Origin of the sequence: Streptomyces sp. ITFR-16, from assembly GCF_031844705.1 — a bacterium.
Lineage (GTDB): Bacteria > Actinomycetota > Actinomycetes > Streptomycetales > Streptomycetaceae > Streptomyces.
Window position 1 is genome coordinate 3,358,632 of record NZ_CP134609.1, and the last position, 24,509, is coordinate 3,383,140.

Below are 24,509 nucleotides of genomic sequence, written 5' to 3' on the forward strand. Positions count from 1 at the left end.
AGCCCCTCAGTCCCATTCCAGGCCGCCGCGACGCCATACATACGCGTAGGCGACGAAGACGGTGAGCACGAAGAGCAGCATCTCGACGAGCCCGAAGATGCCCAGGGCGTCGAAGGTGACCGCCCAGGGATAGAGGAAGACGATCTCGATGTCGAAGACGATGAAGAGCATCGCCGTCAGGTAGTACTTGATGGGGAAGCGGCCGCCACCGGCCGGCGTGGGTGTGGGTTCGATACCGCACTCGTACGCTTCGAGCTTTGCCCGGTTGTAGCGCTTGGGGCCGATAAGCGTGGCCATGACCACGGAGAAGATCGCAAACCCTGCCCCGAGGGCGCCGAGCACGAGGATGGGCGCGTAGGCATTCACGCTCCTCGCTCCTTCCAGTCGTCCTTGACCGTTGGACCGCATCGGGCGACCTGGCTCGCCGCCTCACCAAGATCGTGCACATGTGAGGCAGTTCACAAGCCCGACTGCCCCGCATCCTATGCCCGCCGTCCTGTGATCTGCGACACGGGGTACGACAACGACTTTGTGATCTCCACCACCTGACGAACGATCATGAAGTCGGATGAGCGGTGATCTTCGTACACGAAGCGGCCGAGTGATCACGAGAGGTGACATCCAGCGCTGTTACCGCTGGTCAAAGAGGTGTCGCCCTATCAAGCCGCAGGGCACCGCGCCAAATTGGCGATGGACGCGATGGGGTGATAAAGGAATCTGCCCCACTCTGGGGCCGCCCGGGGTCACCCGCTCGGGGAGTGCCGGTGCATGAAGTGGACGCATTCCGGCATACACGCCCTATCGGGCGAATGGGCCGCCGCCCACCGCGAGTTCCGCACGCGCACCCCGTCCCGCGCGCAGGGTGCTCGTATGCCCGTCACAGCGAGACCATGCTGTGACCTGCGTCACGTCGCTCAACCCGCCACACAAGCGGGCTTGGCCATCCGTGTGAACGGATGGTAAGTGGCGGGCAATTCGGGCGTATTGCTGAAAACCCATGATCAAGGCCGTGATCACGCCTGCCCGATTTGCCCGTTACGGCGTCAATAAAGGCGCCCAGAAAGCGGATTCACAGATTCCGGACGTAACTGTGTCGCAACACACGTTTCTTGATGGGACCCGGGAGGCCCTGATAGCGCTAGTACCCATGTCCCACACCGCTCTCATACCCAGCCACCGGAAGCCCCGCCGAAACGCCTCGAAGACGGCGCTGCGGGCCGGAGTTGCCGGTGGCGTCCTCAGCACCATCGCGGTCGCAGGCGCCGCCGGTCCGGCCCAGGCCGAGCCGGTGACCCAGACGATCGAGATGCCCACCATCACGGCGGGTCTCTCCACCACTGTCGCGGCGTCCGCCGAGGCCACGCAGCAGGTCGCCCTCGACCTGGAGACGCAGGCCCACGAGGAGGCCGCCGCCACGACGGCCGCCAAGGCCGCCAAGAAGGCCAAGGCCGAGGCCGTCCGCAAGGCAGAGGCCAAGAAGAAGGCCGAGGCCGCCGCGAAGGCCAAGGCGGAGGCCGCCGCGCGCGCCTCCCGCAGCGCCGCACGCACGACGCTGAGCACCACGTCGGGCTCCTCGTCCTCCGGCTCCTCCACGGGCTCCTCGTCGTCCGCCACGCCGTCGTACTCCTCCAACGCCACCGGCTCCGCGGCCTCCGTCGTGGCGTTCGCGCAGGCGCAGGTCGGCGACGCGTACGTGTCCGGCGGCACCGGCCCCAACTCCTGGGACTGCTCGGGCCTGGTCCAGGCCGCGTTCCGCACGGTGGGCGTCGACCTGCCGCGTGTCTCGCAGAGCCAGTCGACCGCCGGCACCCAGGTCTCGCTGAGCAACCTCCAGCCGGGCGACATCCTGTACTGGGGCGGCGCGGGCAGCGCGTACCACGTCGGGATCTACGTGGGCGGCGGCCAGTTCGTCGGAGCGCAGAACTCCTCCACCGGTGTGGTGCAGCGCCCCCTGGACTACGACATGCCGACCGGCGCGGTCCGCGTCCTCTGAGCACGGATTCACAAGCGCCCCGGCGCACCACGAAGGGCCGTCACTCCCCCGCTCGGGAGTGACGGCCCTTCGGCGTGTGCGGTGCGCCCGGGTCAGGCCTTCGGGGCCACCTTCGCCAGACCGTTGATGATGCGGTCCATCGCGTCGCCGCCCGCCGGGTCGGTGAGGTTGGCGAGCATCTTCAGCGTGAACTTCATCAGCAGCGGGTGCGTCAGACCGCGCTGGGTGGCGATCTTCATGACCTTCGGGTTGCCGATCAGCTTCACGAAGGCGCGGCCCATCGTGTAGTAGCCGCCGTAGGTCTCCTTGAGCACCTTCGGGTAGTTGTTCAGGGCCAGTTCGCGCTGGGCCGGGGTCGCGCGGGCGTGCGCCTGGACGATGACGTCCGCCGCGATCTGCCCCGACTCCATGGCGTACGCGATGCCCTCACCGTTGAACGGGTTGACCATGCCGCCCGCGTCGCCCACGAGCAGCAGGCCCTTGGTGTAGTGCGGCTGGCGGTTGAAGGCCATCGGGAGAGCGGCGCCGCGGATCGGCGTCGTCATGTTCTCCGGGGTGTAGCCCCAGTCCTCCGGCATCGAGGCGCACCACGCCTTGAGCACCTCGCGCCAGTCCAGCTCCTTGAAGGCGGACGAGGAGTTGAGGATGCCGAGGCCCACGTTGGAGGTGCCGTCGCCCATGCCGAAGATCCAGCCGTAGCCGGGCAGCAGCCGGTCCTCGGCGCCGCGCCGGTCCCACAGCTCCAGCCAGGACTCCAGGTAGTCGTCGTCGTGGCGGGGCGAGGTGAAGTACGTACGGACCGCGACGCCCATCGGGCGGTCCTCGCGGCGGTGCAGGCCCATCGCGAGGGAGAGCCGGGTGGAGTTGCCGTCGGCGGCGACGACGAGCGGGGCGTGGAAGGTGACCGGGGTCTTCTCCTCGCCGAGCTTCGCGTGCACCCCGGTGATCCGGCCGGTGCGGTCGTCCTTGACGGGGGCGCCGACATTGCAGCGCTCGTACAGCCGGGCACCGGCCTTCTGCGCCTGGCGGGCGAGCTGCTCGTCGAAGTCGTCGCGCTTGCGGACCAGTCCGTAGTCCGGGTACGAGGCGAGGTCCGGCCAGTCCAGCTGGAGCCGGACGCCGCCGCCGATGATCCGCAGGCCCTTGTTGCGCAGCCAGCCGGCCTCTTCGGAGATGTCGATGCCCATGGAGACGAGCTGCTTGGTGGCGCGCGGGGTGAGGCCGTCACCGCAGACCTTCTCGCGCGGGAAGGCGGTCTTCTCCAGCAGGAGGACGTCGAGTCCGGCCTTGGCCAGGTAGTACGCGGTGGTGGAGCCGGCTGGGCCCGCCCCGACGACGATCACGTCCGCGCTGTGTTCGGACAGGGGCTCGGACACGGTCGGCTCTCCCGAAGACTCGAATTCGTGTGCCGCGCGGCACATGTCCCGTGCAGTCTATGGGGGCCCGTCGCCCAACTCCCAGAAGGGCTCCCCCGAAGTCGGCGGAGGCCGGCCCCCGTCTTCGCGGTCCACCCCGGCGTCAGGCGCGTACGCCCCGGTGCAGCGCGACCACGCCGCCGGTGAGGTTGCGCCACGCGACCTGGGACCAGCCGGCCCGCTGGAGCCTGGCCGCGAGGCCGGGCTGGTCCGGCCAGGCGCGGATCGACTCGGCGAGGTAGACGTACGCGTCGGGGTTGGACGACACCGCGCGCGCGACCGGCGGCAGCGCCCGCATCAGGTACTCGGTGTAGACGGTCCTGAACGGTGCCAGGACCGGCTGGGAGAACTCGCAGATGACGACCCGGCCGCCCGGCTTGGTCACCCGGTACAGCTCGCGCAGCGCCGCGTCCGTGTCCTGGACGTTGCGCAGCCCGAAGGAGATGGTCACCGCGTCGAAGGTCTCGTCGCGGAACGGGAGCCTGGTGGCGTCGCCCGCGGTGAACGGCAGCCAGGAGTTGCGCCTCTTGCCCTCGCGGAGCATGCCGATGGAGAAGTCGCACGGCACGACGTACGCCCCGGTCGCGGCGAACGGCAGCGAGGACGTCGCCGTCCCGGCGGCCAGGTCGAGGACCTTCTCCGCCGGGCGGGCGTGCACCGCCCTGGCGACCTCCTTGCGCCACAGCCGGGCCTGGCCGAGCGAGAGCACATCGTTGGTGAGGTCGTAGTTCGCCGCCACGTCGTCGAACATCGAGGCGACTTCGTGCGGCTGCTTGTCCAGGGAGGCTCGGGTCACGCCTCCCATTCAAGCAGCCCGGCCGGAAGGCACCTGGGCGGGCCCGGATTCCGGTGCGGCGCTCCCCGCCCGGCGACCTCATATGCATGTGGACTGAACCAATTGGTCCCGGCGCCGGTCCTTACAGCGGGGAGTGGAACACGTGAGGACTGGGGAGGGGCGGGGATGAGCGGACGAGGTGTGCGCCGGCGCGGGGAACGGGAGGGCGGCCGGAACCGGCTGTTCGTCATGGCCGTCACCCCGGTCGTGCTGGTCGCGGCGGCCGTCGTGGGGCTGCGGTGGCACGGCGACCAGGCGGACGGCCACGGCCCCTCGGGGTCCTTCACCGTGGCGCGGGCGGGCGCGACGGGCTCCGGGAGCGGGAACGCCTACCGGGTCGAGGTGGAGGAGGGCTCGGGGCTGGACGCGGACAAGGCCGCCGCCGAGGTCGCGCGCATCCTGGCCGCGCCCCGGGGCTGGTCCCACCACGGCGAGCACACCTTCCGGCAGGTCGCCGAGGGCCCTGCGGGTCTGGTCATCCGGATCGCCACCCCCGAGACCACCGACCGCATCTGCGGGAAGAGCGGGCTCAACACCCATGGCGAGGTGAACTGCCGGGTCGGGGCGGACGTCATGGTGAACCTCAAGCGCTGGCGGACGGGTTCGACGGAGTTCGACGGCCCGCTGGCCGACTACCGCGCCCTGATCATCAATCACGAGGTCGGGCACTGGCTGGGCCACGGCCATGAGACCTGCCCCGGCAGGGGCCGGCCCGCGCCGGCGATGATGCAGCAGATCGACGGCCTCAAGGGCTGCGTCGCCAACGCCTGGCCGTACGACGCCAAGGGCCGCTACCTGGGCGGCCCTTCGGTGCCGTAGCCCCCGCGTCCGGCTACCGGCCCCGGTACACCAGCCGGCCCCCGGCCACCGTCGCCACACAGCTCGCCCCGCCCGACGCGAGCAGCGCGGCCTCGTCCGGCGCGTCGAAGGCGGCGAGGTCCGCCCGTGCCCCGGCGGCGAGCGGCGCCGCCATCGCGTCGGCCGCGGACGCGGCCCCGGCGAGCGGATCGATCCACGGCCCGTCGCCGGCGGGCGCGGCGGATCCGATGACGAGCAGCCCGGACCGGCGCACGGCCGTGAGCAGGGCGGGCGAGGTGCCGGGAGCGGCGGTGACGGCGGTCGTGCCGTGCCGGAGCATCCGGTGCAGCCCGCGCCGGACACTGCCCGCCCGCCAGGTGTCGTCGGGACCGAGCGCGGCGAGCGCGGCGCCGGTCAGCGGCTCGGTGCCCAGGGTGTCCGCCTCGCGCGGATCGGGGAAGTAGGACTCCTCCAGCAGCCGGACCGCGTCGCGCTGGAGCAGGCCCGGGGTCAGCACCCCGGGCCATCGCCGCACCCTGGCCGAGGGATGGGCGCCGGACAGCTCGCCGTACGGTCCGAAGTCCTCGACCACCGCGTCCCGCACGGCGACCGCCCCGCCGGGCACGGGTGCGCGACCGCCGCCCGGCAGCAGCAGGGCGGCGGCATGGATCGTCAGCAAGGCGCGCCTAGTTGGCGTTGAGGAGCTTGAGCTCCGGGTGGGCGGTGCCGCCCTCGATCGCGGTGGACGAGATGTGCGAGACGACGCGCTCGTCGACCGGGTCGTTCGCCGGGTCGTCGTGGACGACGAGGTGTTCGTAGGTGGTGGCGCGCTGGGCCGGGACCCGGTCCGCCTTGCGGATCAGGTCGATGATCTCCAGCCGGTTGGAGCGGTGCTTGGCACCGGCGGAGGAGACGACGTTCTCCTCCAGCATGATCGAGCCGAGGTCGTCCGCGCCGTAGTGCAGCGACAGCTGGCCGACCTCCTTGCCGGTGGTCAGCCAGGAGCCCTGGATGTGGGCGACGTTGTCGAGGAAGAGCCGGGCGATGGCGATCATCCGCAGGTACTCGAAGAGCGTGGCCTGCGTCTGCCCCTTCAGCTTGTTGTTCTCCGGCTGGTAGGTGTACGGGATGAACGCCCGGAAGCCGCCGGTGCGGTCCTGCACGTCGCGGATCATGCTCAGGTGCTCGATGCGCTCGGCGTTGGTCTCGCCGGTGCCCATCAGCATGGTGGAGGTCGACTCGACCCCGAGGCCGTGGGCGATCTCCATGATCTCCAGCCAGCGCTCGCCGGACTCCTTGAGCGGGGCGATGGCGGTACGCGGCCGGGCCGGCAGCAGCTCGGCGCCGGCGCCCGCGAAGGAGTCGAGGCCCGCTGCGTGGATACGGCTGATGGCCTCCTCGGCGGAGACCTTGGAGATCCGGGCCATGTGCTCGATCTCGGAGGCGCCGAGGGAGTGGATGACCAGCTGCGGGAACGCCTTCTTGATCGCGGAGAAGTGCTCCTCGTAGTACTCCACGCCGTAGTCCGGGTGGTGCCCGCCCTGGAACATGATCTGCGTGCCGCCCAGTTCGACCGTCTCCGCGCAGCGGCGCAGGATGTCGTCGAGGTCGCGGGACCAGCCCTTGGCGGTGTCCTTGGGCGCGGCGTAGAACGCGCAGAACTTGCACGCCGTGACGCAGACGTTCGTGTAGTTGATGTTGCGCTCGATGATGTACGTCGCGATGTGCTCCGTGCCCGCGTACCGGCGCCGGCGCACGGCGTCCGCAGCCGCGCCCAGGGCGTGCAGGGGCGCCGACCGGTAGAGGTCGAGGGCCTCCGCCGGAGTGATCCGGCCGCCTTCGGCGGCTCGGTCGAGGATGGGCTGGAGGTCGGCCTTCTCGGTCACCGGGCTGTCACCTTTCGGCGGTTTTTCAACGGATCTACGGACCGGTTCAGCGTACGCCAGCCCCGGCAGGGGTCAGCCGCCGGACCGGGTCAGCGTGCCGTACGGAAGTCCGGCGCCCCGTTCCTCGGACCGGAACCGCAGGGTGCCGTCCGCCGCCCGCGTGAAGTGGATGTCGGCGGGCGTGGTGGTGCAGAGCCCCTCCGTGCTGCTCCGGTCGGGGTCGGCGCGCTCCCGGAGCGTCAGTTCCCTGTCGGTGGCGGAGGTGAGGGTGGCGACGCTGTAGCAGTCGATGTCCACGCCGAGGGTGGAGAGCGAGGTGGTCATCCGGACCACGTCGGCGCCCTTCCCGCCCTTGACGAAGACGGCGGTGAGCGTGCCGTGCGGGTTGCCGTTGGACTTCTCGGTGAGCGGCCCCCGCCAGGTCCCGACGAAGTCGGCGGGGACCTCGGCGCCCCGCTCCGGCTCCCCGGTCGCGGTGTCCGAGGGCGCCGACGGACCGGCGGAGGAGGTGGCGGCGGGCGGGGGTTGGGCGGCCCCGCCCTCGGCGTGGTCGCTCCCGCCGCCGCCCGGCATCAGGTCGAACAGGAAGGCGCTGCCCACGGTCACCGCGGCGAGCGCCCCGGCCACCGCGAGGGCGACGGTGCAGCTCAGCCGGCGCCCCCGGTGCTCGCCCGGCCGGGAGTCGGCGCTCATGGTGACGGCGAACCGGGAGTCGCCGGTGCGCTGCCCCGGCACCCCGTCCGTCCCGGTGGCGGGCGGCCGGCCCGGCGGGGGCGGGGTCTGCGGGAGCGGTTCGGGCGGCGGCCCGAAGACGCCGAGGGCTCCGGCCGGCGCGCCCGCGCCGAACGAGGCGTTGCTGAAGGGCACCGGCCCGGACCGCAGCGGCGCGTCCTGCGGTTCCAGGTCCAGCAGGGCGACCGCCGAGCGGCTGACCTCGCGCACCAGGGGTCCGGGCAGCCAGCCCGCCGCCACCGCGACCGCCGCCCCGTCGGGTGCCAGCTCCCGGGCGAGCTCCGCCGGGGTCGGCCGCAGCGCCGCGTCCTTCGCCAGGCAGGAGCCGATGATCTCGCGCAGCCCGCCCTCCAGGTCGCCCAGCTCCGGTTCCTCGTGCACCACCTTGTAGAGGAGGACGGCGGAGGAGTCGCCCAGGAAGGGCGCGGCACCGGTCGCCGCGTACGCGAGGACCGCGCCCAGCGAGAAGATGTCGGCCGCGCCGGAGATCTCCAGGCCCCGGATCTGCTCGGGCGCCATGTAGCCGGGCGAGCCGACGGAGACGCCGGTGGAGGTGAGCGAGGCGGTCGCGTCGACGGCCCGGGCGATACCGAAGTCGATCAGGCGGGGGCCGTCGAGGGCGAGCAGGACGTTGGACGGCTTCACGTCCCGGTGGATCAGGCCCTGCCGGTGGACGGCGGCGAGCGCCTCGGCGAGCCCGGCGCCCAGGGTGCGTACCGCGTGCTCGGGCAGCGGGCCGTGCTCGGTGACGGCGGACGAGAGCGGCGGCCCGGCCACATAGCCGGTGGCCACCCACGGCACCGGGGCGTCCGGGTCGGCGTCCAGGACGGGCGCGGTCCACTGGGCACCGATCCGCCGGGCCGCGTCCACCTCGCGCCGGAACCGGGCCCGGAACTGCTCGTCGAGCGCGAAGTGCGGATGGACGACCTTGACGGCGACGGTACGGCCGCCGGCGCTGCGCCCGAGATAGACGCGGCCCATGCCGCCGGCACCGAGTCTGCCGAGCAGCCGGTAGGCACCGATGCTCAGCGGTTCGCCGGCTTCCAGCGGCTGCATATAAGGACTCCCCCTGTGGACCGGCCGGACCTCCGACCGAAGCCTAGAGGCGAAGGTCATCGGGTCACAGAGGAAACCATCCGCCGATTTCGGCCCCAAGGGAACGAATGACGTCATTCACCGCAACAAAAGGCGTGAATGCGCCCTCCCCGGGGCGATTGCGGGAGGCGTCGGAGACCTGTCCCCGGCGCTCCCGCAATCGGCCATTCGGCACGCGTTCACCCGAATCCGTATCCGCGCCGGAATGGCCGGGCATTCCCGCGCGCCCCCCTCATCCCCCGAGCAGCTCCACGGTGACGTCCGCCGGGAAGCCCGTCGTCGGGCCGGTCCGGCGGGCGAACTCGCGGACGCCGGCGAGCTGCGCGGGCCCGAAGCGGAAGTCGAGGGTCGTGAAGTAGCGCTCCAGTACCTCCGCGTCGAAGGCCTCCCAGCGCGCGGCCTGCTCCGCGACCTTGGTGACCTCCTCCAGCGAGAGGTCCCGTGAGGCGAGGAACGCCTCGTGGACCTTCGCCACGGCGGTGGGCTCGGCGGCCAGGTAGTCCTTGCGCGCGGCCCAGACGGCGAAGACGAAGGGGAGCCCCGTCCACTCCTTCCACATGGCGCCCAGGTCGTGGACCTGGAGCCCGAGGCGGGGGGCGTCGTGCAGGTTGGCGCGCAGGGCGGCGTCTCCGATGAGGACGGCGGCGTCCGCCTCCTGCATCATCACGCCGAGGTCGGGCGGGCACGTGTAGTAGTCGGGGGTGACCCCGTACCGCTCGGCGAGCAGCAGCTGCGCCAGCCGTACGGAGGTGCGGGAGGTCGATCCGAGGGCGACCCGGGCCCGGTCGAGGTCCTCCAGCGGGCGCTGGGAGACGATCACGCACGACATGACGGGCCCGTCGCAGCCGACCGCGATGTCGGGGAAGGCGACCAGGTCGTCGGCGTTGCGCAGGTACTCCACCAGGGTGACGGGGCCGATGTCGAGATCGCCCCTGATCAGCTGCTCGCTGAGCTTCTCCGGGGTGTCCTTGGACAGCTCCAGGTCGAGCAGGGTTCCGGTCCGTGCGAGCCCCCAGTAGAGGGGCAGGCAGTTCAGGAACTGGATGTGGCCGACGCGCGGCCGATGGCGACGGTCGTCGACCGCGGCGTTCGAGACGGTTGAATTGTCCACATCGCGAGGCTAGACCCGTCACCGCCCGGCGGCCCCACCGGGGGCGCGCGCCGTCGCACGATCGGGCCTCCCGGGGTGCCGGGAATGGTCCCCGAAGGTCTCTCGGAGCGCTCATCCGCACGGCAATCAAACATCCGGGTGAAGTGATCTTTCCCTCTACCCTTCCGCACACGCTGCGTGCTAGGCTCGACGCCAAGTTGCAGTTTGGTTTCCCTTGCAGTACAGAGCCTGCGGAGCATGTAACCCGCAGGCTTTTGTAGTTTTCAGACTTCTTTGCAGGTTCTGGAGCAGGGCAACCCTTTGGCCCAAGGAGGGCTTATGGCTACCGGAACCGTCAAGTGGTTCAACGCTGAAAAGGGCTTCGGCTTCATCGCCCAGGACGGCGGCGGCCCGGATGTCTTCGTCCACTACTCCGCGATCAACGCGTCCGGGTTCCGCTCCCTCGAGGAGAACCAGGTCGTGAACTTCGACGTCACTCAGGGACCCAAGGGTCCGCAGGCTGAGAACGTCACCCCGGCCTAGTTGCCCGGGTCGGCCGATCGCGGCCGGTAAAGCAGTACCCAAGGAGCCCCGCTCCCCCGCCCCGGCGGAGGAGCGGGGCTCCTGCCTGTGGTGGGCCGCGCCAGATCCCTCCGGCCGCCTCTTGACCTTCACACCGTGTGAACCCGTGCAGTGGGAGACGTCATGTTCACCATCGGAGACTTCGCCCGGTACGGGCGGGTGTCGGCCCGGATGCTGCGTCACTACGACGCGATCGGGCTGCTGCGCCCGGACCGCACCGACCCCGCCACCGGCTACCGCTACTACGGCGCCGGCCTGCTGGCCCGGCTCAACCGGATCATCGCGCTCAAGGACCTCGGCTTCACGCTCCAGCAGGTGCGGGCGGTCCTGGACGAGGAGGTCGGTCCGGAGGAGCTGCGCGGGATGCTGCGGCTGCGCAGGTCGGAGCTGGAGGCGGCGATGGCCGCCGCGGCGGCCCGGCTGGCCCGGATCGAGGCGAGGCTCCGGTCGATCGAGAGCGAGGGACACATGTCCACCGACGATGTTGTGATCAAGAACGTGCCGGCGGTACGGGTCGCGGAGCTGACCGGCGTGGCCGACGGCTACGAGCCGGAGAACATCACCCCGGTCATCGGCCCGCTGTACGACCGGCTGTTCCCGCTGCTGGAGGAGGCCGGTGTCCGCCCGGCGGGCCCCGGGATCGCCCGGTACGAGGACGTCCCCGACGGCGGCGGCGCGGTCGTCGTCCACGCCGGGGTGACGGTCTCGGCGCCGGCGGGGCCGCTGGGTGACACCGGGGTGACGGTGGTCGAGCTGCCCCCGTTCGAGGCGGCGACCGTCGTGCACCGGGACTCGATGGACGGGATCCTGCCGACCTCCCAGACGCTGGCCCGCTGGATCGACGCCAACGGCTACCGGTCGGCGGGGTACGCCCGCGAGGTCAACCTCGAATGCCCCGAGGACAGGGCGGAGTGGGTGACGGAGCTCCAGGAGCCGGTCGTCGGGGACGCCTGAGCCAGGGGGAGGGGCCGTCCCTCGTACGGCCGGCCCCTCCCCCTCCCTGAGGCCTGTCCCCGAGCCTCTCCGCCTACGCCCCCGCGCCTCCGCCGGGTCCCGGCCACAGCCCGTCCGCCGTCAGGCCGAGCAGGTCGATCGCGTTGCGGCGCACGATGCGGTCCACGACGTCCGGGGCCAGGTGCCCCATCTGGGCCTCGCCGACCTCGCGGGACCTGGGCCAGGTGGAGTCGGAGTGCGGGTAGTCCGTCTCGTACAGGACGTTCCCCACCCCGATCGCGTCCAGGTTCTTGAGGCCGAAGGCGTCGTCGAAGAAGCAGCCGTGGACGTGCTCGGTGAACAGCTCGGACGGCGGCCGGTGGACCTTGTCGGCGACCCCGCCCCAGGCGCGGTTCTCCTCCCAGACCACGTCGGCGCGCTCCAGGATGTAGGGGATCCAGCCGATCTGGCCCTCCGCGTACATGATCCGCAGGTGGGGGAAGCGCTCGAACTTGCCGCTCATCAGCCAGTCGACCATCGAGAAGCAGCAGTTGGCGAAGGTGATGGTGGAGCCGACGGCCGGCGGGGCGTCGGCCGAGGTGGACGGCATCTTCGACGACGAGCCGATGTGCATGGCGATCACCGTCCCCGTCTCGTCGCACGCCCGCAGGAACGGATCCCAGTCGTCCGTATGAATGGACGGCAGTCCGAGATGTGGAGGTATCTCGGAGAAGGCCACCGCACGGACTCCACGTGCGGCGTTGCGCCGGACCTCCTCGGCGGCGAGCGTGGCGTCCCACAGCGGGACCAGGGTGAGCGGGATGAGCCGGCCGTGCGCCTCGGGTCCGCACCACTCCTCGACCATCCAGTCGTTGTAGGCGCGCACCCCGAGCAGCCCCAGTTCGCGGTCCTTCGCCTCGGTGAAGGTCTGGCCGCAGAATCGGGGGAACGTCGGGAAGCACAGGGCGGACTGGACGTGGTTGATGTCCATGTCCGCGAGCCGGTCGGGCACGGAGAACGAACCGGGACGCATCTGCTCGTACGTGATGACTTCGAGCTTGATCTCGTCCCTGTCGTAGCCGACGGAGGTGTCGAGCCGGGTGAGCGGGCGGTGCAGATCCTCGTACACCCACCAGTCGCCGACCGGGCCCTCGTCACCCTTCGCACCCATCACGGGCGCGAACTTGCCGCCCATGAAGGTCATTTCCTTGAGCGGCGCGCGGACGATGCGCGGGCCCTGGTCCGCGTACCTGGACGGGAGCCGGTCCCGCCAGACATGAGCGGGCTCCACCGTGTGGTCGTCCACCGAGATGATCTTCGGGAAGGTCTCCATGCGTTCCACGGTAGCGCCGATCTGACGAACCGTCAGCTCTCTGGACGCGGGCCCGTTCCACAATCGTTGTCGAAGGCTTGTGCAGAGAGTCATCCGCTGCTGACGCGTCCACCCCTCACAAGGCAGACTGTTGACGGCGATACCAACGGTATGGAGCAATCCGGATGGCCTCGGTCGGATCCGGACATGTAAGGACCGTGCCGGGCAGCGCTCAGGCAGGACAGGAGGCAGCAATGGGCCGTGACGACGGGCCACGGGTACGTGTTCCGGTGCAGCGGGCTCCGGAGCAGCGGCCGGCGGACGAGGCCATGCTGCAGTTTTCCGTGCTCGGTCCGGTACGGGCCCGGCGCGGCGGCGAGACGCTGCCGTCCGGTTCGCCGCAGCAGCGCGCGCTGCTGACGGCCCTGCTGCTGCGCGGCGGGCACACGGCGACGGCCGCCGAACTCATCGACTCCATCTGGGGCGAGGACCCGCCCTCGCAGGCGCTGGCCGCCGTGCGGACGTACGCCTCGCGGCTGCGCAAGGTACTCGGTCCTGACGTGCTGGCGAGCGATTCGGGCGGCTACGCGATGCGGACCGGGCCGGACGCGCTCGATCTGACCGTGGCCCAGGAGCTGGCGGCCGACGCGGAGAAGGCGCGGGCTGCGGGCGACCGCTGCCAGGCGCGGGTGCTGCTGAACAAGGCGCTCGGGCTGTGGGACGGCGAGGCGCTGGCCTCCGTGCCCGGACCGTACGCGGAGAACCAGCGGACCCGGCTGGAGGAGTGGCGGCTCCAGCTCACCGAGACCCGTCTCGATCTGGACCTGGAAGTCGGCTGCCACGCGGAGGCGGTCTCCGAGCTGACCGCGCTGACCGCCGCGCACCCGCTGCGCGAGCGGCTGCGCGAGCTGCTGATGGTGGCCCTGTACCGCAGCGGCCGCCAGGCGGAGGCACTCGCCGTCTACGCCGACACCCGCCGGCTGCTCGCCGAGGAGCTGGGTGTCGACCCGCGCCCGGAGCTGGCCCAGCTCCAGCAGCGCATCCTGCGGGCGGACGAGGAGCTGGCCCGCCCGGTGGACGAGCCGGCCCCGGCGTCCGCGCCGCTGCGGCCCGCGCAACTGCCGGCCACCGTGCCCGACTTCACGGGCCGCGCGCCCTTCGTGCGGGAGCTGGGCGACCGGCTCGCCACGGCCGAGGGCTCCGTCATGGCCGTCTCCGCACTGGCCGGCATCGGGGGCGTCGGCAAGACCACGCTCGCCGTGCATGTGGCGCACCAGGCCCGCAAGCACTTCCCGGACGGCCAGCTGTACGTGGACCTCCAGGGCGCCGGCCACCGCGCCGCCGAGCCGGAGACGGTCCTCGGGGCGTTCCTGCGCGCGCTGGGCACGGCGGACTCCGCGATCCCCGACACCCTGGACGAACGGGCCGCGCTCTACCGCTCCACGCTGGACGGGCGCCGCGTCCTGGTCCTCCTGGACAACGCCCATGACGCGGCCCAGATCCGGCCGCTGCTGCCCGGGACGGCGGGCTGCGCGGCACTGGTCACCAGCCGGGTGCGGATGGTGGACCTGGCCGGCGCGCATCTGGTCGACCTGGACGTGATGTCGCCGGAGGAGGCACTTCAGCTCTTCACCCGGATCGTGGGCGATGAGCGCATCAACTCCGAGCGCAAGGCCGCGCTCGACGTGGTCGCCGCGTGCGGCTTCCTGCCCCTCGCGATCCGTATCGCCGCGTCCCGGCTGGCCGCCCGCCGCACCTGGACGGTCTCCGTGCTCGCCGCGAAACTCGCGGACGAGCGGCGCCGGCTGGACGAGCTCCAGGCGGGCGACCTCGCGGTCAAGGCCACCTTCGAACTCGGCTACGGCCAGCTGGAGCCGGCCCAGGCCCGCGCCTTCCGCCTCCTGGGCCTCGCGGACGGCCCCGACATCTCGCTGGCCGCGGCGGCGGCCCTGCTCGACCTGGACCCGCACACGGCGGAGGACCTCCTCGAAGCGCTGGTCGACACGTCCCTCCTGGAGTCCGCGGCGCCGGGCCGCTACCGCTACCACGACCTGGTGCGCCTCTACGCGCGTTCGTGCGCGGAGCGCGACGAACAGTCCCCCCAGGAGCGCGAATCGGCGCTGTCGCGCCTGCTGGACTTCTATCTGGCGACGGCGGCGGGGGTGTACGCGCTGGAGCGGCCGGGGGACCGGGCGGTCGCCCATCTGGAGTCGCCCGACCGCCCCGGCCTCTCGTTCGCCGACGGCCACGCGGCGGTGGACTGGCTCTACAGCGAGGCCAACGCCCTGCTCGCCTGCGCGCACCAGTGCGCGTCGGTCGGCATGCTCCGGCGGGCCGTGGACCTGCTCTGCGCGGCGAAGGACCTGGCCGAGTCCGGCGCGAACTCCCGTCAGTACGAGACCACCGGAACGGCTCTGCGCGACGCGGCGCGGGCGGCACGCGACCCCCGCTCCGAGGCGCGGGCCCGCGCCTCCCTGTCCACGGTGTACCTCGTGTCCGGCCGCTTCGCCCTGGCCGACGAGGAGGCCGGGCACGCGATGGAACTCGCCCGGGCCTCCGGAGACCCGATCCCGGCCTGCTGGGCCCCGAACGACCGGGGCATCATCGCGTTCTACCAGGGGCGGCACACGGACGGCGAGAGGTTCCTGCAGGAGGCGATAGACAACTACCGCGCGGACAAGAACCTCGTCGGAGAGGCCTCCGCCCTGTGCAACCTCTCCAGGATCCACGTGGACATGGGCCGGGTCGCCAGCGCCGTGGAGCTCGCGCAGCAGGGCACGGCCATCTTCGACGGCATGGGGCTGAGCCTGCGCACCGCCAACGGGCGCTTCGCGCTGGGCATCGCGCTCACCCGCGCCGGCCGGTCCGCCGAGGCGCTGGAGCAGCTGGCGGAGGCGCTGCGCGTCTTCCAGGGCAACCGCCAGCGCCTGTGGGAGGGATCCACCCATTTCCGCATCTCCGAGGCCCACTTGGCGGCCCTGCGCCCGGCCCAGGCGGCGCAGCACGCGGAACAGGCCCTGGCCCTGCGGGTCATCGGGGGCGAGTGGATGCGGGGCAACGTCCTGACCACGCTCGGCCGTGCCCTGCGCCACCTCGGACAGATCGACCGGGCCCGCGCGTGCTGGCACGAGGCGCTGTCCATCTACGAGCAGACCGGCGCCGCCGAGGCGGACGAGGTACGCGGACTCCTCGCCCCCGCGGCGGCGGCCTGAGGGCGGAGCCCGCCCGCTCGCCGAGGGCGTTCATCGAACGTTTATCGCCACTCGTCAGTCTTGTCCCCATCGATCCGTCGCGTCGGGGGGCAGGCGGGTTGCACGGGGCACCGCACCGCTAGGGTGAACGGCCCTGATACGCCCGTCCGGCGGCCCACGGGGGAGCTGCCGGGCGGGCATCGCCGACCGAACACGCTAGACCTCTGGGAGACAAGCATGAGCGACGCACTGAAGCCCAAGACCGGTGAAGCCACCACGCAGGAGAACCACGCCGGGAGCCCGGGCGACGGGAAGGTCACCCCGCTGGAGAACCACGCGGGCAGCGTGACCGAGAACGTCGTCACCCTGGAGAACCACGCGGGCGGTACCCCGAAGGACCTTCTCAAGCCGCAGGAGAACCACGCGGGTTCCGAGAAGGCGTAGCGGACTCACTCGACGAGGTACGGGGGAGCGGCCGCGGCGGCGCGGAGGGGGAGCCGTCGCGGCCGCTGCATGTCCGGGGGCGGGCCGGCTACGCCCGCCCCCGCAGCTCCCCCTTCACCACCTTGCCGCTCGCGTTGCGCGGGAGTTCCGTCACGAACTCCACCGCCCTGGGCACCTTGTAGTTGGCCATCTCGCGGCGGGACCAGGCGATCAGGTCGTCGGCCGTGACCGTCGCGCCCGGGCGGCGGACCGCGTAGGCCTTGCCGACCTCGCCGAGGCGGGGATCCGGGACGCCGACCACCGCGACGTCGGCCACGTCCGGGTGCAGGCCCAGGAGCTGTTCGATCTCCGCCGGGTAGGCGTTGAAGCCGCCGACGATGAACATGTCCTTGATCCGGTCCGTGATGCGCAGGTTGCCGGCCTCGTCCAGGACGCCCACGTCGCCCGTGTGCAGCCAGCCGTCCGAGGTGATCGCGGCGGCCGTGTTCTCCGGGTCCTCGAAGTAGCCGCTCATCACGTGGAAGCCGCGGACCAGGATCTCGCCCGGCTCGCCCGGGGCGGCCAGCACGCGGAGTTCCGTGCCGGGGATCGCGCGGCCCGAGGTGGAGGCGATGACCTCCGGCGCGTCGCCCCGGCGGCACATCGTGACGATGCCGCTCGCCTCGGAGAGGCCGTACGCGGTCAGGACCGTGGCGATGCGGAGTTCGGTGCGCAGGCGGTTCACCAGCTGGAGGGGGACGACCGCCGCGCCGGTCACGACGAGGCGGAGCGCCGAGAGGTCGTGGGAGGCGCGGGCCGGGTGGTCCAGCAGGGACTGGTGGAGCGTGGGCGGGCCCGGCAGGACCGAGATGCGTTCCGCCGCGATGTTGGCGAGGACCGTGTCCACGTTGAACACCGGCTGCGGGATCATCGTCGCGCCCCGCATCAGGCACGCGATGATGCCCGCCTTGTAGCCGAAGGTGTGGAAGAACGGGTTCACGATGAGATAGCGGTCGCCCTCGCGCAGTCCCGCCAGGTCGCTCCAGATCGCGTAGCAGCGCAGGGTCTGGGCGTGGCTGATGACGGCGCCCTTGGGCCGGCCCGTGGTGCCCGAGGTGTAGACGATGTCGGAGGGCGCGGCGGAGGGGATCGCGTCCGCCCGTTCGCGTACCCGCTCCGGGGAGATCCGCTCGCCCGCCGCCAGGAAGTCCTTCCACGTCACGTAGTCGTCGGGCGCGGTGTCGGCGAGCACCACCACCTTCTCCAGGTGCGGGAGTTTCGCCGCGGCCCGGCGCAGGGACGCGACGTACGACGTCCCCAGGAAGGTGCCCGTGACGAAGAGCAGCCTGGCGCGGCACCGTTCCAGGACGTACGCCGCCTCCGCGCCCTTGAAGCGGGTGTTGAGCGGGACCAGGACCGCGCCCGCCGTCACCGCTCCCAGCGCGGAGACGATCCAGTCCAGGGTGTTGGGCGCCCAGATCGCGACCCGGTCCCCCGGCTCCACCCCGGCGGCCATGCACGCGGCGGCGGCCCGCTCCACGCGCTCGCCGAGTTCCGTGTAGGTGATGCGGGTGCGGCCCTCGACCACGGCCTCCCGGCCGCCGTACCGCTCGGCCGCCGACCGCACCAGGCCGGGGACGGTGGACCATTCCTCGTCGCCGCGCATCTCGTGCCCTCCCGCCGAACGGAACCGCAGTAGCTGACTATCCGTCAGATTAGCTGTAGCCTCCTCCGCTGTCAGCAGTCACGACGGCCTCGGAGGTGGCGGTGGCGACGCTCAAGGACAAGGCGGCAGTAGCCGGTATAGGACAGACCGAGTTTGCCAAGCACCTGCTCGAGTCCGAGAAGACTCTGGCTTGCCGCGCCATCGTCGCGGCGCTGGACGACGCGGGCATCGCCGCGTCGGAGGTGGACGCGTTCGCCTCGTACACGATGGAGGAGACCGACGAGGTCGAGATCGCCAAGGCGATCGGGGCCGGCGACATCACCTTCTTCAGCAAGGTCGGGTACGGCGGCGGCGGCTCCTGCGCGACCCTCGGGCACCTCGCGGCCGCCGTCGCGACCGGGCAGGCGAGCGTCGGGGTCGCCTGGCGGTCCCGGAAGCGCGGTTCGGGCCCGCGCCCCTGGAGGAACACCGCCGTGCAGCTGCCCACCCCCGCCCAGTGGACCCGCCCCTACGGCCTGCTGCGCCCCGCCGACGAGATCGGGATGCTCGCCCGGCGCTACTTGCACGAGTACGGAGCCACCCGCGACCACCTCTTCAACGTGGCGCTGGCCTGCCGCAACCGGGCCAACCAGAACCCCGCCGCCGTGATGTACGAGCGACCGCTGACCCGCGAGATGTACATGACCTCGCGCTGGATCAGCGAGCCGCTCTGCCTCTTCGACAACTGCCTGGAGACGGACGGGGCGCTGGCCTGCGTCGTCGTCTCCGCCGAACGGGCCCGTGACTGCCGGCAGAAGCCCGTCTACCTCCACTCCGTCGCCCAGGGACTCCCCTCCCAGCACCACGGGATGGTCAACTACTGGAACGACGACCCGCTCACCGGACCGGCCTGGGCCGCCGCCCGACAGCTTTGGAAGCAGGCCGACTTCGGGCCCGAGGACGTCGATGTGGCCCAGATCTACGACGCGTTCACCCCGCTCATCCCGCTCTCCCTGGAGGGATACGGATTCTGCGGCCGGGGCGAGGGCGCCGCGTTCACCGAGGGCGGCGCCCTGGAGATCGGCGGGCGGCTGCCCGTCAACACCGGCGGGGGCGGCCTGAGCGAGGGCTACATCCACGGCTTCAACCTCATCAACGAGGGCGTGAAGCAGCTGCGCGGCACCTCCACCGCCCAGGTCCCCGACGCCTCGACCTGCCTGGTCACCGCCGGGGAGGGCGTGCCCACGTCCGCCGTACTGCTGAGGAGCTGACCACCATGGACGGACTGCTGCTGCCCGTCGTCGACGAGGACGGCGCACCCTTCTGGGAGTACGCGGCCCGCGGCGAACTCCGCGTCCAGGCGTGCGCCGCCCCGGACTGCGGACGGCTCCGCTTCCCGCCCCGGCCGTGCTGCCCGCACTGCCGGTCGTTCGACAGCGAGTGGCGGGCGACGAGCGGGCGCGGCCGCATCTGGTCGTACGTGCTGCCGCATCCCCCGCTGCTCCCCGCGTACGCCGCCCAGGCCCCGTACAACGCGGTCGTCGTCGAGCTGGCCGACGCCCCCGGCATCCGGCTCGTCGGCAATGTGGTCAGCGGGCCCGACGCGCCGCTGGACTCCGTCGATCCGGCGCGGCTGCGGATCGGGGCCGCGGTGAGGGCCGTCTTCTGCCCCGTCTCCCCCGGCGTGACCCTGGTCCGCTGGCTGCTGGAGCGGTGACCGGCGATGGCCCTGCGCACGGAGACCGACCGCGAGACCGGGGTCGCGCTGCTCACCTTGGACCGGCCGGCGAAGCACAACGCGATCGACCTGGCGACCGCCGCCGAACTCGCCGCCGCCTGGCGGGCCTTGCGGTACGACGACGAGGTGCGGGCGGTCGTCGTCACCGGGGCCGGCACCCGGGCGTTCTGCACCGGGATCGACCGGGACGTGGACGTGCCGCAGCCCTCGTCCCCGTACACGATCGACGATCCGCTGCTCGCGATCGGGCCGAAGGCCAACGACCTGTGGAAGCCGGTGATCGCGGCGGTGGAGGGGATGGCCTGCGGCGGGGCGTTCTATCTGCTGGGCGAGGCGGAGTTCGTGATCGCGTCCGAGGAGGCGACGTTCTTCGACCCGCACACGTCGTACGGCATGGTCAGCGCGTACGAGGCGATCTCGATGGCGCGGCGGATGCCGATCGGGGAGGTCGCCCGGATGGCGCTGATGGGGACGGCCGAACGGGTCTCGGCCCGGCGGGCGTACGAAACGGGGCTCGTCAGCGAGGTCACCCCGCCCGGCGGCGCGGTCGCGGCGTCGCTGCGGGCGGCGGCGGTCATCGCCTCGTACCCGGCCGGCGCGGTGCAGGGCACCGTACGGGCCGTCTGGTCCGCCGGGGAGGCGGCGCGGGCGCAGGCGCTCGCCCATGCCCCGCACCTGATCGCGCTCGGCAACCTGGCGCCGGAGCGGCAGGCGGAGCTGTTCGGGGGGCGGGGCAGGGGGCCGGGCGCGTACCGGCTGCGGTGAGGGGCCGGGGGCTCAGAAGCTGAGTTCGGCCGTGACCGCGCACTTCTTCACCCGGGAGACCTTGTTCGGGTGCACCATCCGCACGGAGACGGTCTTGGTCTCGCCGCCGTCCGCCTCCACGGTCGCCTCACCGGTGTCGACGGTGTTGCCGACCGCGTCCAGGAAGTTCACGTCCACCTCGTAGGTGTGGCTGCCGACCGCGCTCGCGGCGGCGGTGAGCCGCACGGTCGAGGTGGTGACGGCCTTGCGCTTGCCCTTGCCGGGCTGCGCGCAGCGGAAGACGTACGCGCGCGGGGCGTCGGTCGCGGTGGGCGTGGGAGTTCCGTACGTGGAGCCGGTGGAGCTGCTCGACGAGCCGCTGTAGTCGTCATCGTCGTCGTAGTCGTTGTCGTGGTAGGTGCCGTTGTGCTTCTTGGAGTTGGAGCACCCGCCGCCGCTGCTGCTACTGCTGGACTTGCGGCTCTTGCCGCTCTTGCCGCCGTGGCTGGAGCTGGAGAAGCCGGTGAGCGCGAGAACCACCGCGACCAGGACCACCGTCAGTTTGATGTGCTGCCGCATCATCGATGCCGCCCCCGTTGTGTTGTGTCTGTGTCGTGCCGCGCGATCGGGCGCGCGACACCGTAACGCACAGCATGCCGCCGCCGACCGGCGGGCCGGTCATGGCCCTGTCACGGTCTCGTCATCGTCTGGTGGCGGGTGTCACGCGTGCGGCGTAGCGTCGGAGCGAGAGCAGGAGGTCCGGAGATGATCCGTAACGTCCTCGGCTCGATCGTCGCTCTCGCAGGAGCGGCGGCCGCCGTGCTGAGCCCCTTCCGTGACTGGTACGACGGCCGCCTCGGGCGGCACTACCGGATCGGTGACCTGTTCACGGGTGTCACCGGGGCGCATCCCGGGCTGTTCGGGTCCCTGTGGCTGCCCTTCCTCTTCGCCGCGGTCGTGACGGTCGTCGGCGTGGTCCTGCGCTTCCGGCCGCTGGTCGCCCTCGCGGGCGTGGTGGTGCTCGGGTTCACGGTGCTGTGGATGGTGCGCGCCGGCCAGGCGGCGGGGAGCCTCACGATCGCGGGCGACGGTACGGGACTCCAGGAGGGCGTGGCATGGGCGGCGGGCGGCGGTGTGCTGATGCTGCTGGGCGCGGCGGTGATGTCGGGGCGGCGGCGCCGTAGCCGCGTGGACGAGCCGTACGGGGTGCCGGGGTCGGCGTCGCCCGATACGTGGCCGCCCACGCGGGAGCCGGGCCCTTCGGTACAGACGAGCCCCTGGCCGGAACCGGAACCCGACCCGTATGTGGGGCCGCCGCCGGGGTCCCCGCGCGACACGCGGCCGACGACCACGTATCCGGTCCAGGACCGCGCCCGCCCGCCCTCCGCCCCACCGCCCGGCCCGCCCGGCCCGTCCGGCGATTGAGGACGAAGCGGCCACCGGGCGCACCCGGACCCTTTGTGCACCGCCCACCCGGCACCGGTTCCGTCCTCAATCGCCGGACGGGCTGGAAGGGTCGCCCGGACAGCCTGAAGCCCGGCCGGCCACCAGCCGGAAAGGTCGTCCGGACAAGCTGAAGCGGCGGTCGGCCACGGGCCGGGAGGCTACGCGCGGGCTCTGTTGCCCGTGCCGGTGCCCTTCAGCGCGTCCAGCGCGTACACGCAGCGGTCCTTGCTGCACGCGTACACCACACCCCCCTGCGCCACCGGCGACCCCGTGATCTCGCCGCCCGTGGCCAGCTTCCAGCGGAGCTGGCCGCCCGCCGCGTCCAGCGTGTACAGCACATGGTCCGCCGAGCCGAAGTGGACGCGTCCGTCCGCGACGACCGGCGAGCCGACCACCTCGCCGCCTGCGGCGAACCGCCACTTCGGAGTGCCCGTGACCGCGTCCAGCGTGTACAGCGCGCTGCCGCTGCCCACATGCACGTTGCCCGCGACCACCAGCACCGGTTCGCTCGACTGCCGGGACTCCGTGGCGATGCGCCAGCGGTCCTTGCCGGTCGAGGCGTCCAGGGCGTACACCGTGCCGAGGTAGTCCGCGAGGTACACCCCGCCGCCGGTGACGGCGGGCCCGGGGGCGAACGCGGGCGGCGAGAGGAAGACCGCCGGGGACTCGAAGTGCCAGCGCACCCGCCCGGACGCGATGTCCACCGCGAGGACCCGGGTCCCGGCGGAGACGTACACATAGCCGTCCGGTGCCGGGGTCACCCGCAACGGCACCCCGCCGCAGGACGCGGCGTCGCCGACCGGGTAGGACCAGCGCTCGACGCCGGTGCGGGCGTCCACGGCCCGCAGCCGGGCGTCCTGCCACAGATAGACCGTGCCGTCGTGGACGGCGGGACCGGCCTCCGGGGTCTCGAAGTCCGTCTGCGCGCCGGTGAGGTCCCACAGCTTCTCGCCGGTGGACGCCTCCCACGCCTGGATCCCGCCGCCCCGGGTGCCGGTGACGACCGTGCCCCGGTCGGCCTTGAGCGAGTACACCCACGCGTCGGTCTGGAGGCGCCACCGCTCGGTGCCGGTGGTCGCGTCCAGGGCGTAGAGCGACGGGCCGTCGGACGCGTGGATGCGCCCGCCGTCCACGGCCATCGCCCAGGCCACGTCACGGGTCTTGAACTGGCGCCGCCCGTTGCCGGTGTCCAGCGCGTGGACCTCGAAGGAGGTCACGTACAGCAAATCGCCGACGACGACCGGTGTCCCCCACACGTCGTTCGACATGCGGAAGCGCCAGGGCCGCCAGCGCTCGGGGCCGGACTGCCCGCTGTCGGGGGCGTGCGCCGGCGGGGGTACGGGTGCGGTCGGGGCGGAGGCGCCCGCTCCGTTCACCCCGGCGGGCGGCCGGACCCAGCCGGTCGCCGGACCGGCGTCCGCGGCGGCGGCCGAGGCCCGTACGTCCTTGGCGCGCGGCCCCGGCCCGATCGGCACGTTCCCGCCGGACAGCCGGACCGGACCGCCGTCGGGCGCCGGGGAGGACACGGCGGAGGGCAGCGGGGCGGGTGCCTGGACCGGCGGCGCGGCGGGCGGGGCGGGCGGACGCGCGCCGCCGCCGCTGCGCCAGGCGCCGTCCCAGTCGGCGCCCGGCGCCGGCTGGGGGGCGGGCGGAGGCGTGACAGGGGGCGCGGGGGCCACCGCACGCCCCCCGCCCCGGCGCTGCTCGATCATCGCCGTGGCGGCGGCCGGCAGCCAGGCCGACGCCGTACCGCTGTCGTCGCCGCCGGAGGCGAAGAGGTGCGGGGAGAGCTGGGCCTGCAGCTCGGCCGGGGTGGGCCGCAGCGAGGCGTCCATCTGCATGCAGGACTCGATCAGCGGCCGCAGGTCGTCGGGCAGACCCGCGAGGTCGGGGCCCTCGCGCAACAGCATGAACACCGTCTCGACGGGGTTGGCCCCGTGGAACGGCGCATGACCGGTCGCCGCGAAGACCAGCGTCGAGCCGAGCGAGAAGATGTCGCTCGCGCCCGTGACGCTGCGCGAGTCCCGCGCCTGCTCGGGCGACATGTACGCGGGCGTGCCGACGGCCACGTTGGTCATGGTGAGCCGGGTGTTGGAGACGCCGGACGCGATACCGAAGTCGATCACCCGGGGCCCGTCCTCGACGACGAGCACGTTGGACGGCTTCATGTCGCGGTGGACGAGCTTGGCCCCGTGGATGGACTGGAGGGCCTCCGCGATGCCCGCCGCCAGCCAGCGCACGGCCTGGGTCGGCATCGGCCCGCACTCATTCACTATTTCTTCCAGCGAGGGGGCGGGCACATAGGCGGTGGCGAGCCAGGGCACGGCGGCGCGCGGGTCGGCGTCCACCACGGCGGCCGTGTAGAAGCCGCTGACGGCCCGCGCGGCCTCCACCTCACGCGTGAAGCGCACCCGGAACAGCTGGTCCTCGGCCAGTTCCGTACGGACCGTCTTGATCGCCACCCGCCGGCCCGACGCCGACCGGGCCAGATAGACCAGCCCCATGCCGCCGGCCCCGAGCCGTCCCAGCACCTCGAACGGGCCGATCCGCCTCGGGTCGTGCTGCGTCAGCTGCTCCACCACTTGCCTGCCACCTCCCCGTACGGACCTCAGGGAACAGAGGTCCGCGAAAAACCCGCCGTGTGCAGCGTC

The 24,509-nt window shown here is 72.3% G+C and carries 21 protein-coding genes; 10 read left to right on the forward strand and 11 right to left on the reverse strand.

All coding sequences use genetic code 11. The features are described from left to right. Positions 1 to 6: 6 nt before the first annotated feature. Positions 7 to 366, reverse strand: a complete 360-nt coding sequence (locus RLT58_RS14885) for an NADH-quinone oxidoreductase subunit A (RefSeq protein WP_003992243.1) — start codon at positions 364 to 366, stop codon at positions 7 to 9. 781 nt (positions 367 to 1,147) lie between these two features. On the opposite strand from RLT58_RS14885, the gene RLT58_RS14890 reads away from it, so the two are divergent. Beyond that, positions 1,148 to 1,993, forward strand: coding sequence for a C40 family peptidase (locus RLT58_RS14890; RefSeq protein WP_311310853.1), 846 nt, complete (start codon positions 1,148 to 1,150; stop codon positions 1,991 to 1,993). Between the two features lie 92 nt (positions 1,994 to 2,085). On the opposite strand, the gene RLT58_RS14895 is transcribed toward RLT58_RS14890, so the two are convergent. Further along, complete coding sequence (locus tag RLT58_RS14895) at positions 2,086 to 3,369, reverse strand: geranylgeranyl reductase family protein (protein ID WP_311310854.1); 1,284 nt, start codon at positions 3,367 to 3,369, stop codon at positions 2,086 to 2,088. Positions 3,370 to 3,511: 142 nt separating this feature from the next. Continuing rightward, positions 3,512 to 4,204, reverse strand: coding sequence for a demethylmenaquinone methyltransferase (locus RLT58_RS14900; protein ID WP_311310855.1), 693 nt, complete (start codon positions 4,202 to 4,204; stop codon positions 3,512 to 3,514). Between the two features lie 165 nt (positions 4,205 to 4,369). Between RLT58_RS14900 and RLT58_RS14905 the strand changes: the two genes are divergently transcribed. Further along, positions 4,370 to 5,062 (forward strand): DUF3152 domain-containing protein, encoded by a 693-nt coding sequence (locus RLT58_RS14905; protein WP_311310856.1) that lies wholly within the window; start codon positions 4,370 to 4,372, stop codon positions 5,060 to 5,062. Positions 5,063 to 5,075: 13 nt separating this feature from the next. Here the strand turns inward: RLT58_RS14905 and RLT58_RS14910 are convergent, their stop codons facing one another. The 4 genes from RLT58_RS14910 to RLT58_RS14925 all read right to left on the reverse strand — a co-directional run bounded on the left by RLT58_RS14910 (position 5,076) and on the right by RLT58_RS14925 (position 9,865). After that, on the reverse strand, positions 5,076 to 5,720 hold the full coding sequence (locus RLT58_RS14910) for a hypothetical protein (protein WP_311310857.1): 645 nt from the start codon (positions 5,718 to 5,720) through the stop codon (positions 5,076 to 5,078). A 7-nt stretch (positions 5,721 to 5,727) separates the two neighbouring features. Beyond that, the gene (gene mqnC, locus RLT58_RS14915; protein WP_311310858.1) at positions 5,728 to 6,927 is read right to left on the reverse strand and encodes a cyclic dehypoxanthinyl futalosine synthase; all 1,200 of its coding nucleotides are present in this window, start codon (positions 6,925 to 6,927) and stop codon (positions 5,728 to 5,730) included. Positions 6,928 to 6,999: 72 nt separating this feature from the next. Next, on the reverse strand, positions 7,000 to 8,715 hold the full coding sequence (locus RLT58_RS14920; protein WP_311310859.1) for a serine/threonine-protein kinase: 1,716 nt from the start codon (positions 8,713 to 8,715) through the stop codon (positions 7,000 to 7,002). A 271-nt stretch (positions 8,716 to 8,986) separates the two neighbouring features. Beyond that, a complete protein-coding gene (locus RLT58_RS14925; protein ID WP_311310860.1) occupies positions 8,987 to 9,865 on the reverse strand; it encodes a menaquinone biosynthetic enzyme MqnA/MqnD family protein in 879 nt (292 codons plus the stop codon). A 318-nt stretch (positions 9,866 to 10,183) separates the two neighbouring features. On the opposite strand from RLT58_RS14925, the gene RLT58_RS14930 reads away from it, so the two are divergent. Together RLT58_RS14930 and RLT58_RS14935 are read left to right on the forward strand one after the other, a co-directional pair. Further along, positions 10,184 to 10,387: a cold-shock protein gene (locus RLT58_RS14930; protein WP_003967102.1), complete on the forward strand. Its 204-nt coding sequence runs from the start codon at positions 10,184 to 10,186 to the stop codon at positions 10,385 to 10,387. 162 nt (positions 10,388 to 10,549) lie between these two features. Next, positions 10,550 to 11,380, forward strand: a complete 831-nt coding sequence (locus RLT58_RS14935) for a MerR family transcriptional regulator (protein ID WP_311310861.1) — start codon at positions 10,550 to 10,552, stop codon at positions 11,378 to 11,380. A 73-nt stretch (positions 11,381 to 11,453) separates the two neighbouring features. On the opposite strand, the gene RLT58_RS14940 is transcribed toward RLT58_RS14935, so the two are convergent. Then, positions 11,454 to 12,692 carry an amidohydrolase family protein gene (locus RLT58_RS14940; protein ID WP_311310862.1) on the reverse strand — a complete coding sequence of 413 codons (1,239 nt, stop codon included), beginning with the start codon at positions 12,690 to 12,692 and terminating at the stop codon, positions 11,454 to 11,456. Between the two features lie 233 nt (positions 12,693 to 12,925). On the opposite strand from RLT58_RS14940, the gene RLT58_RS14945 reads away from it, so the two are divergent. After that, positions 12,926 to 15,883 (forward strand): SARP-family global regulator AfsR, encoded by a 2,958-nt coding sequence (locus tag RLT58_RS14945; RefSeq protein ID WP_311310863.1) that lies wholly within the window; start codon positions 12,926 to 12,928, stop codon positions 15,881 to 15,883. Between the two features lie 216 nt (positions 15,884 to 16,099). Continuing rightward, positions 16,100 to 16,306 (forward strand): co-regulatory small protein AfsS, encoded by a 207-nt coding sequence (locus RLT58_RS14950; RefSeq protein ID WP_311310864.1) that lies wholly within the window; start codon positions 16,100 to 16,102, stop codon positions 16,304 to 16,306. Between the two features lie 88 nt (positions 16,307 to 16,394). Here the strand turns inward: RLT58_RS14950 and RLT58_RS14955 are convergent, their stop codons facing one another. Beyond that, positions 16,395 to 17,951 (reverse strand): FadD3 family acyl-CoA ligase, encoded by a 1,557-nt coding sequence (locus RLT58_RS14955; protein ID WP_311310865.1) that lies wholly within the window; start codon positions 17,949 to 17,951, stop codon positions 16,395 to 16,397. 101 nt (positions 17,952 to 18,052) lie between these two features. On the opposite strand from RLT58_RS14955, the gene RLT58_RS14960 reads away from it, so the two are divergent. Genes RLT58_RS14960 through RLT58_RS14970 form a run of 3 tightly spaced genes read left to right on the forward strand, consistent with a single transcriptional unit; the run spans position 18,053 to position 20,433 of the window. Then, a complete protein-coding gene (locus RLT58_RS14960; RefSeq protein ID WP_311310866.1) occupies positions 18,053 to 19,201 on the forward strand; it encodes a lipid-transfer protein in 1,149 nt (382 codons plus the stop codon). A 5-nt stretch (positions 19,202 to 19,206) separates the two neighbouring features. Beyond that, on the forward strand, positions 19,207 to 19,647 hold the full coding sequence (locus RLT58_RS14965) for a Zn-ribbon domain-containing OB-fold protein (RefSeq protein ID WP_311310867.1): 441 nt from the start codon (positions 19,207 to 19,209) through the stop codon (positions 19,645 to 19,647). Positions 19,648 to 19,653: 6 nt separating this feature from the next. Beyond that, entirely contained in the window at positions 19,654 to 20,433 is a 780-nt protein-coding gene (locus tag RLT58_RS14970) for an enoyl-CoA hydratase/isomerase family protein (RefSeq protein ID WP_311310868.1), read from the forward strand. 12 nt (positions 20,434 to 20,445) lie between these two features. Here the strand turns inward: RLT58_RS14970 and RLT58_RS14975 are convergent, their stop codons facing one another. After that, the gene (locus RLT58_RS14975; protein ID WP_311310869.1) at positions 20,446 to 20,994 is read right to left on the reverse strand and encodes a hypothetical protein; all 549 of its coding nucleotides are present in this window, start codon (positions 20,992 to 20,994) and stop codon (positions 20,446 to 20,448) included. 183 nt (positions 20,995 to 21,177) lie between these two features. On the opposite strand from RLT58_RS14975, the gene RLT58_RS14980 reads away from it, so the two are divergent. After that, entirely contained in the window at positions 21,178 to 21,837 is a 660-nt protein-coding gene (locus RLT58_RS14980) for a hypothetical protein (RefSeq protein WP_311310870.1), read from the forward strand. Positions 21,838 to 22,016: 179 nt separating this feature from the next. On the opposite strand, the gene RLT58_RS14985 is transcribed toward RLT58_RS14980, so the two are convergent. Then, positions 22,017 to 24,440: a protein serine/threonine kinase AfsK gene (locus tag RLT58_RS14985; protein WP_399131545.1), complete on the reverse strand. Its 2,424-nt coding sequence runs from the start codon at positions 24,438 to 24,440 to the stop codon at positions 22,017 to 22,019. Between the last annotated feature and the right edge of the window lie 69 nt (positions 24,441 to 24,509).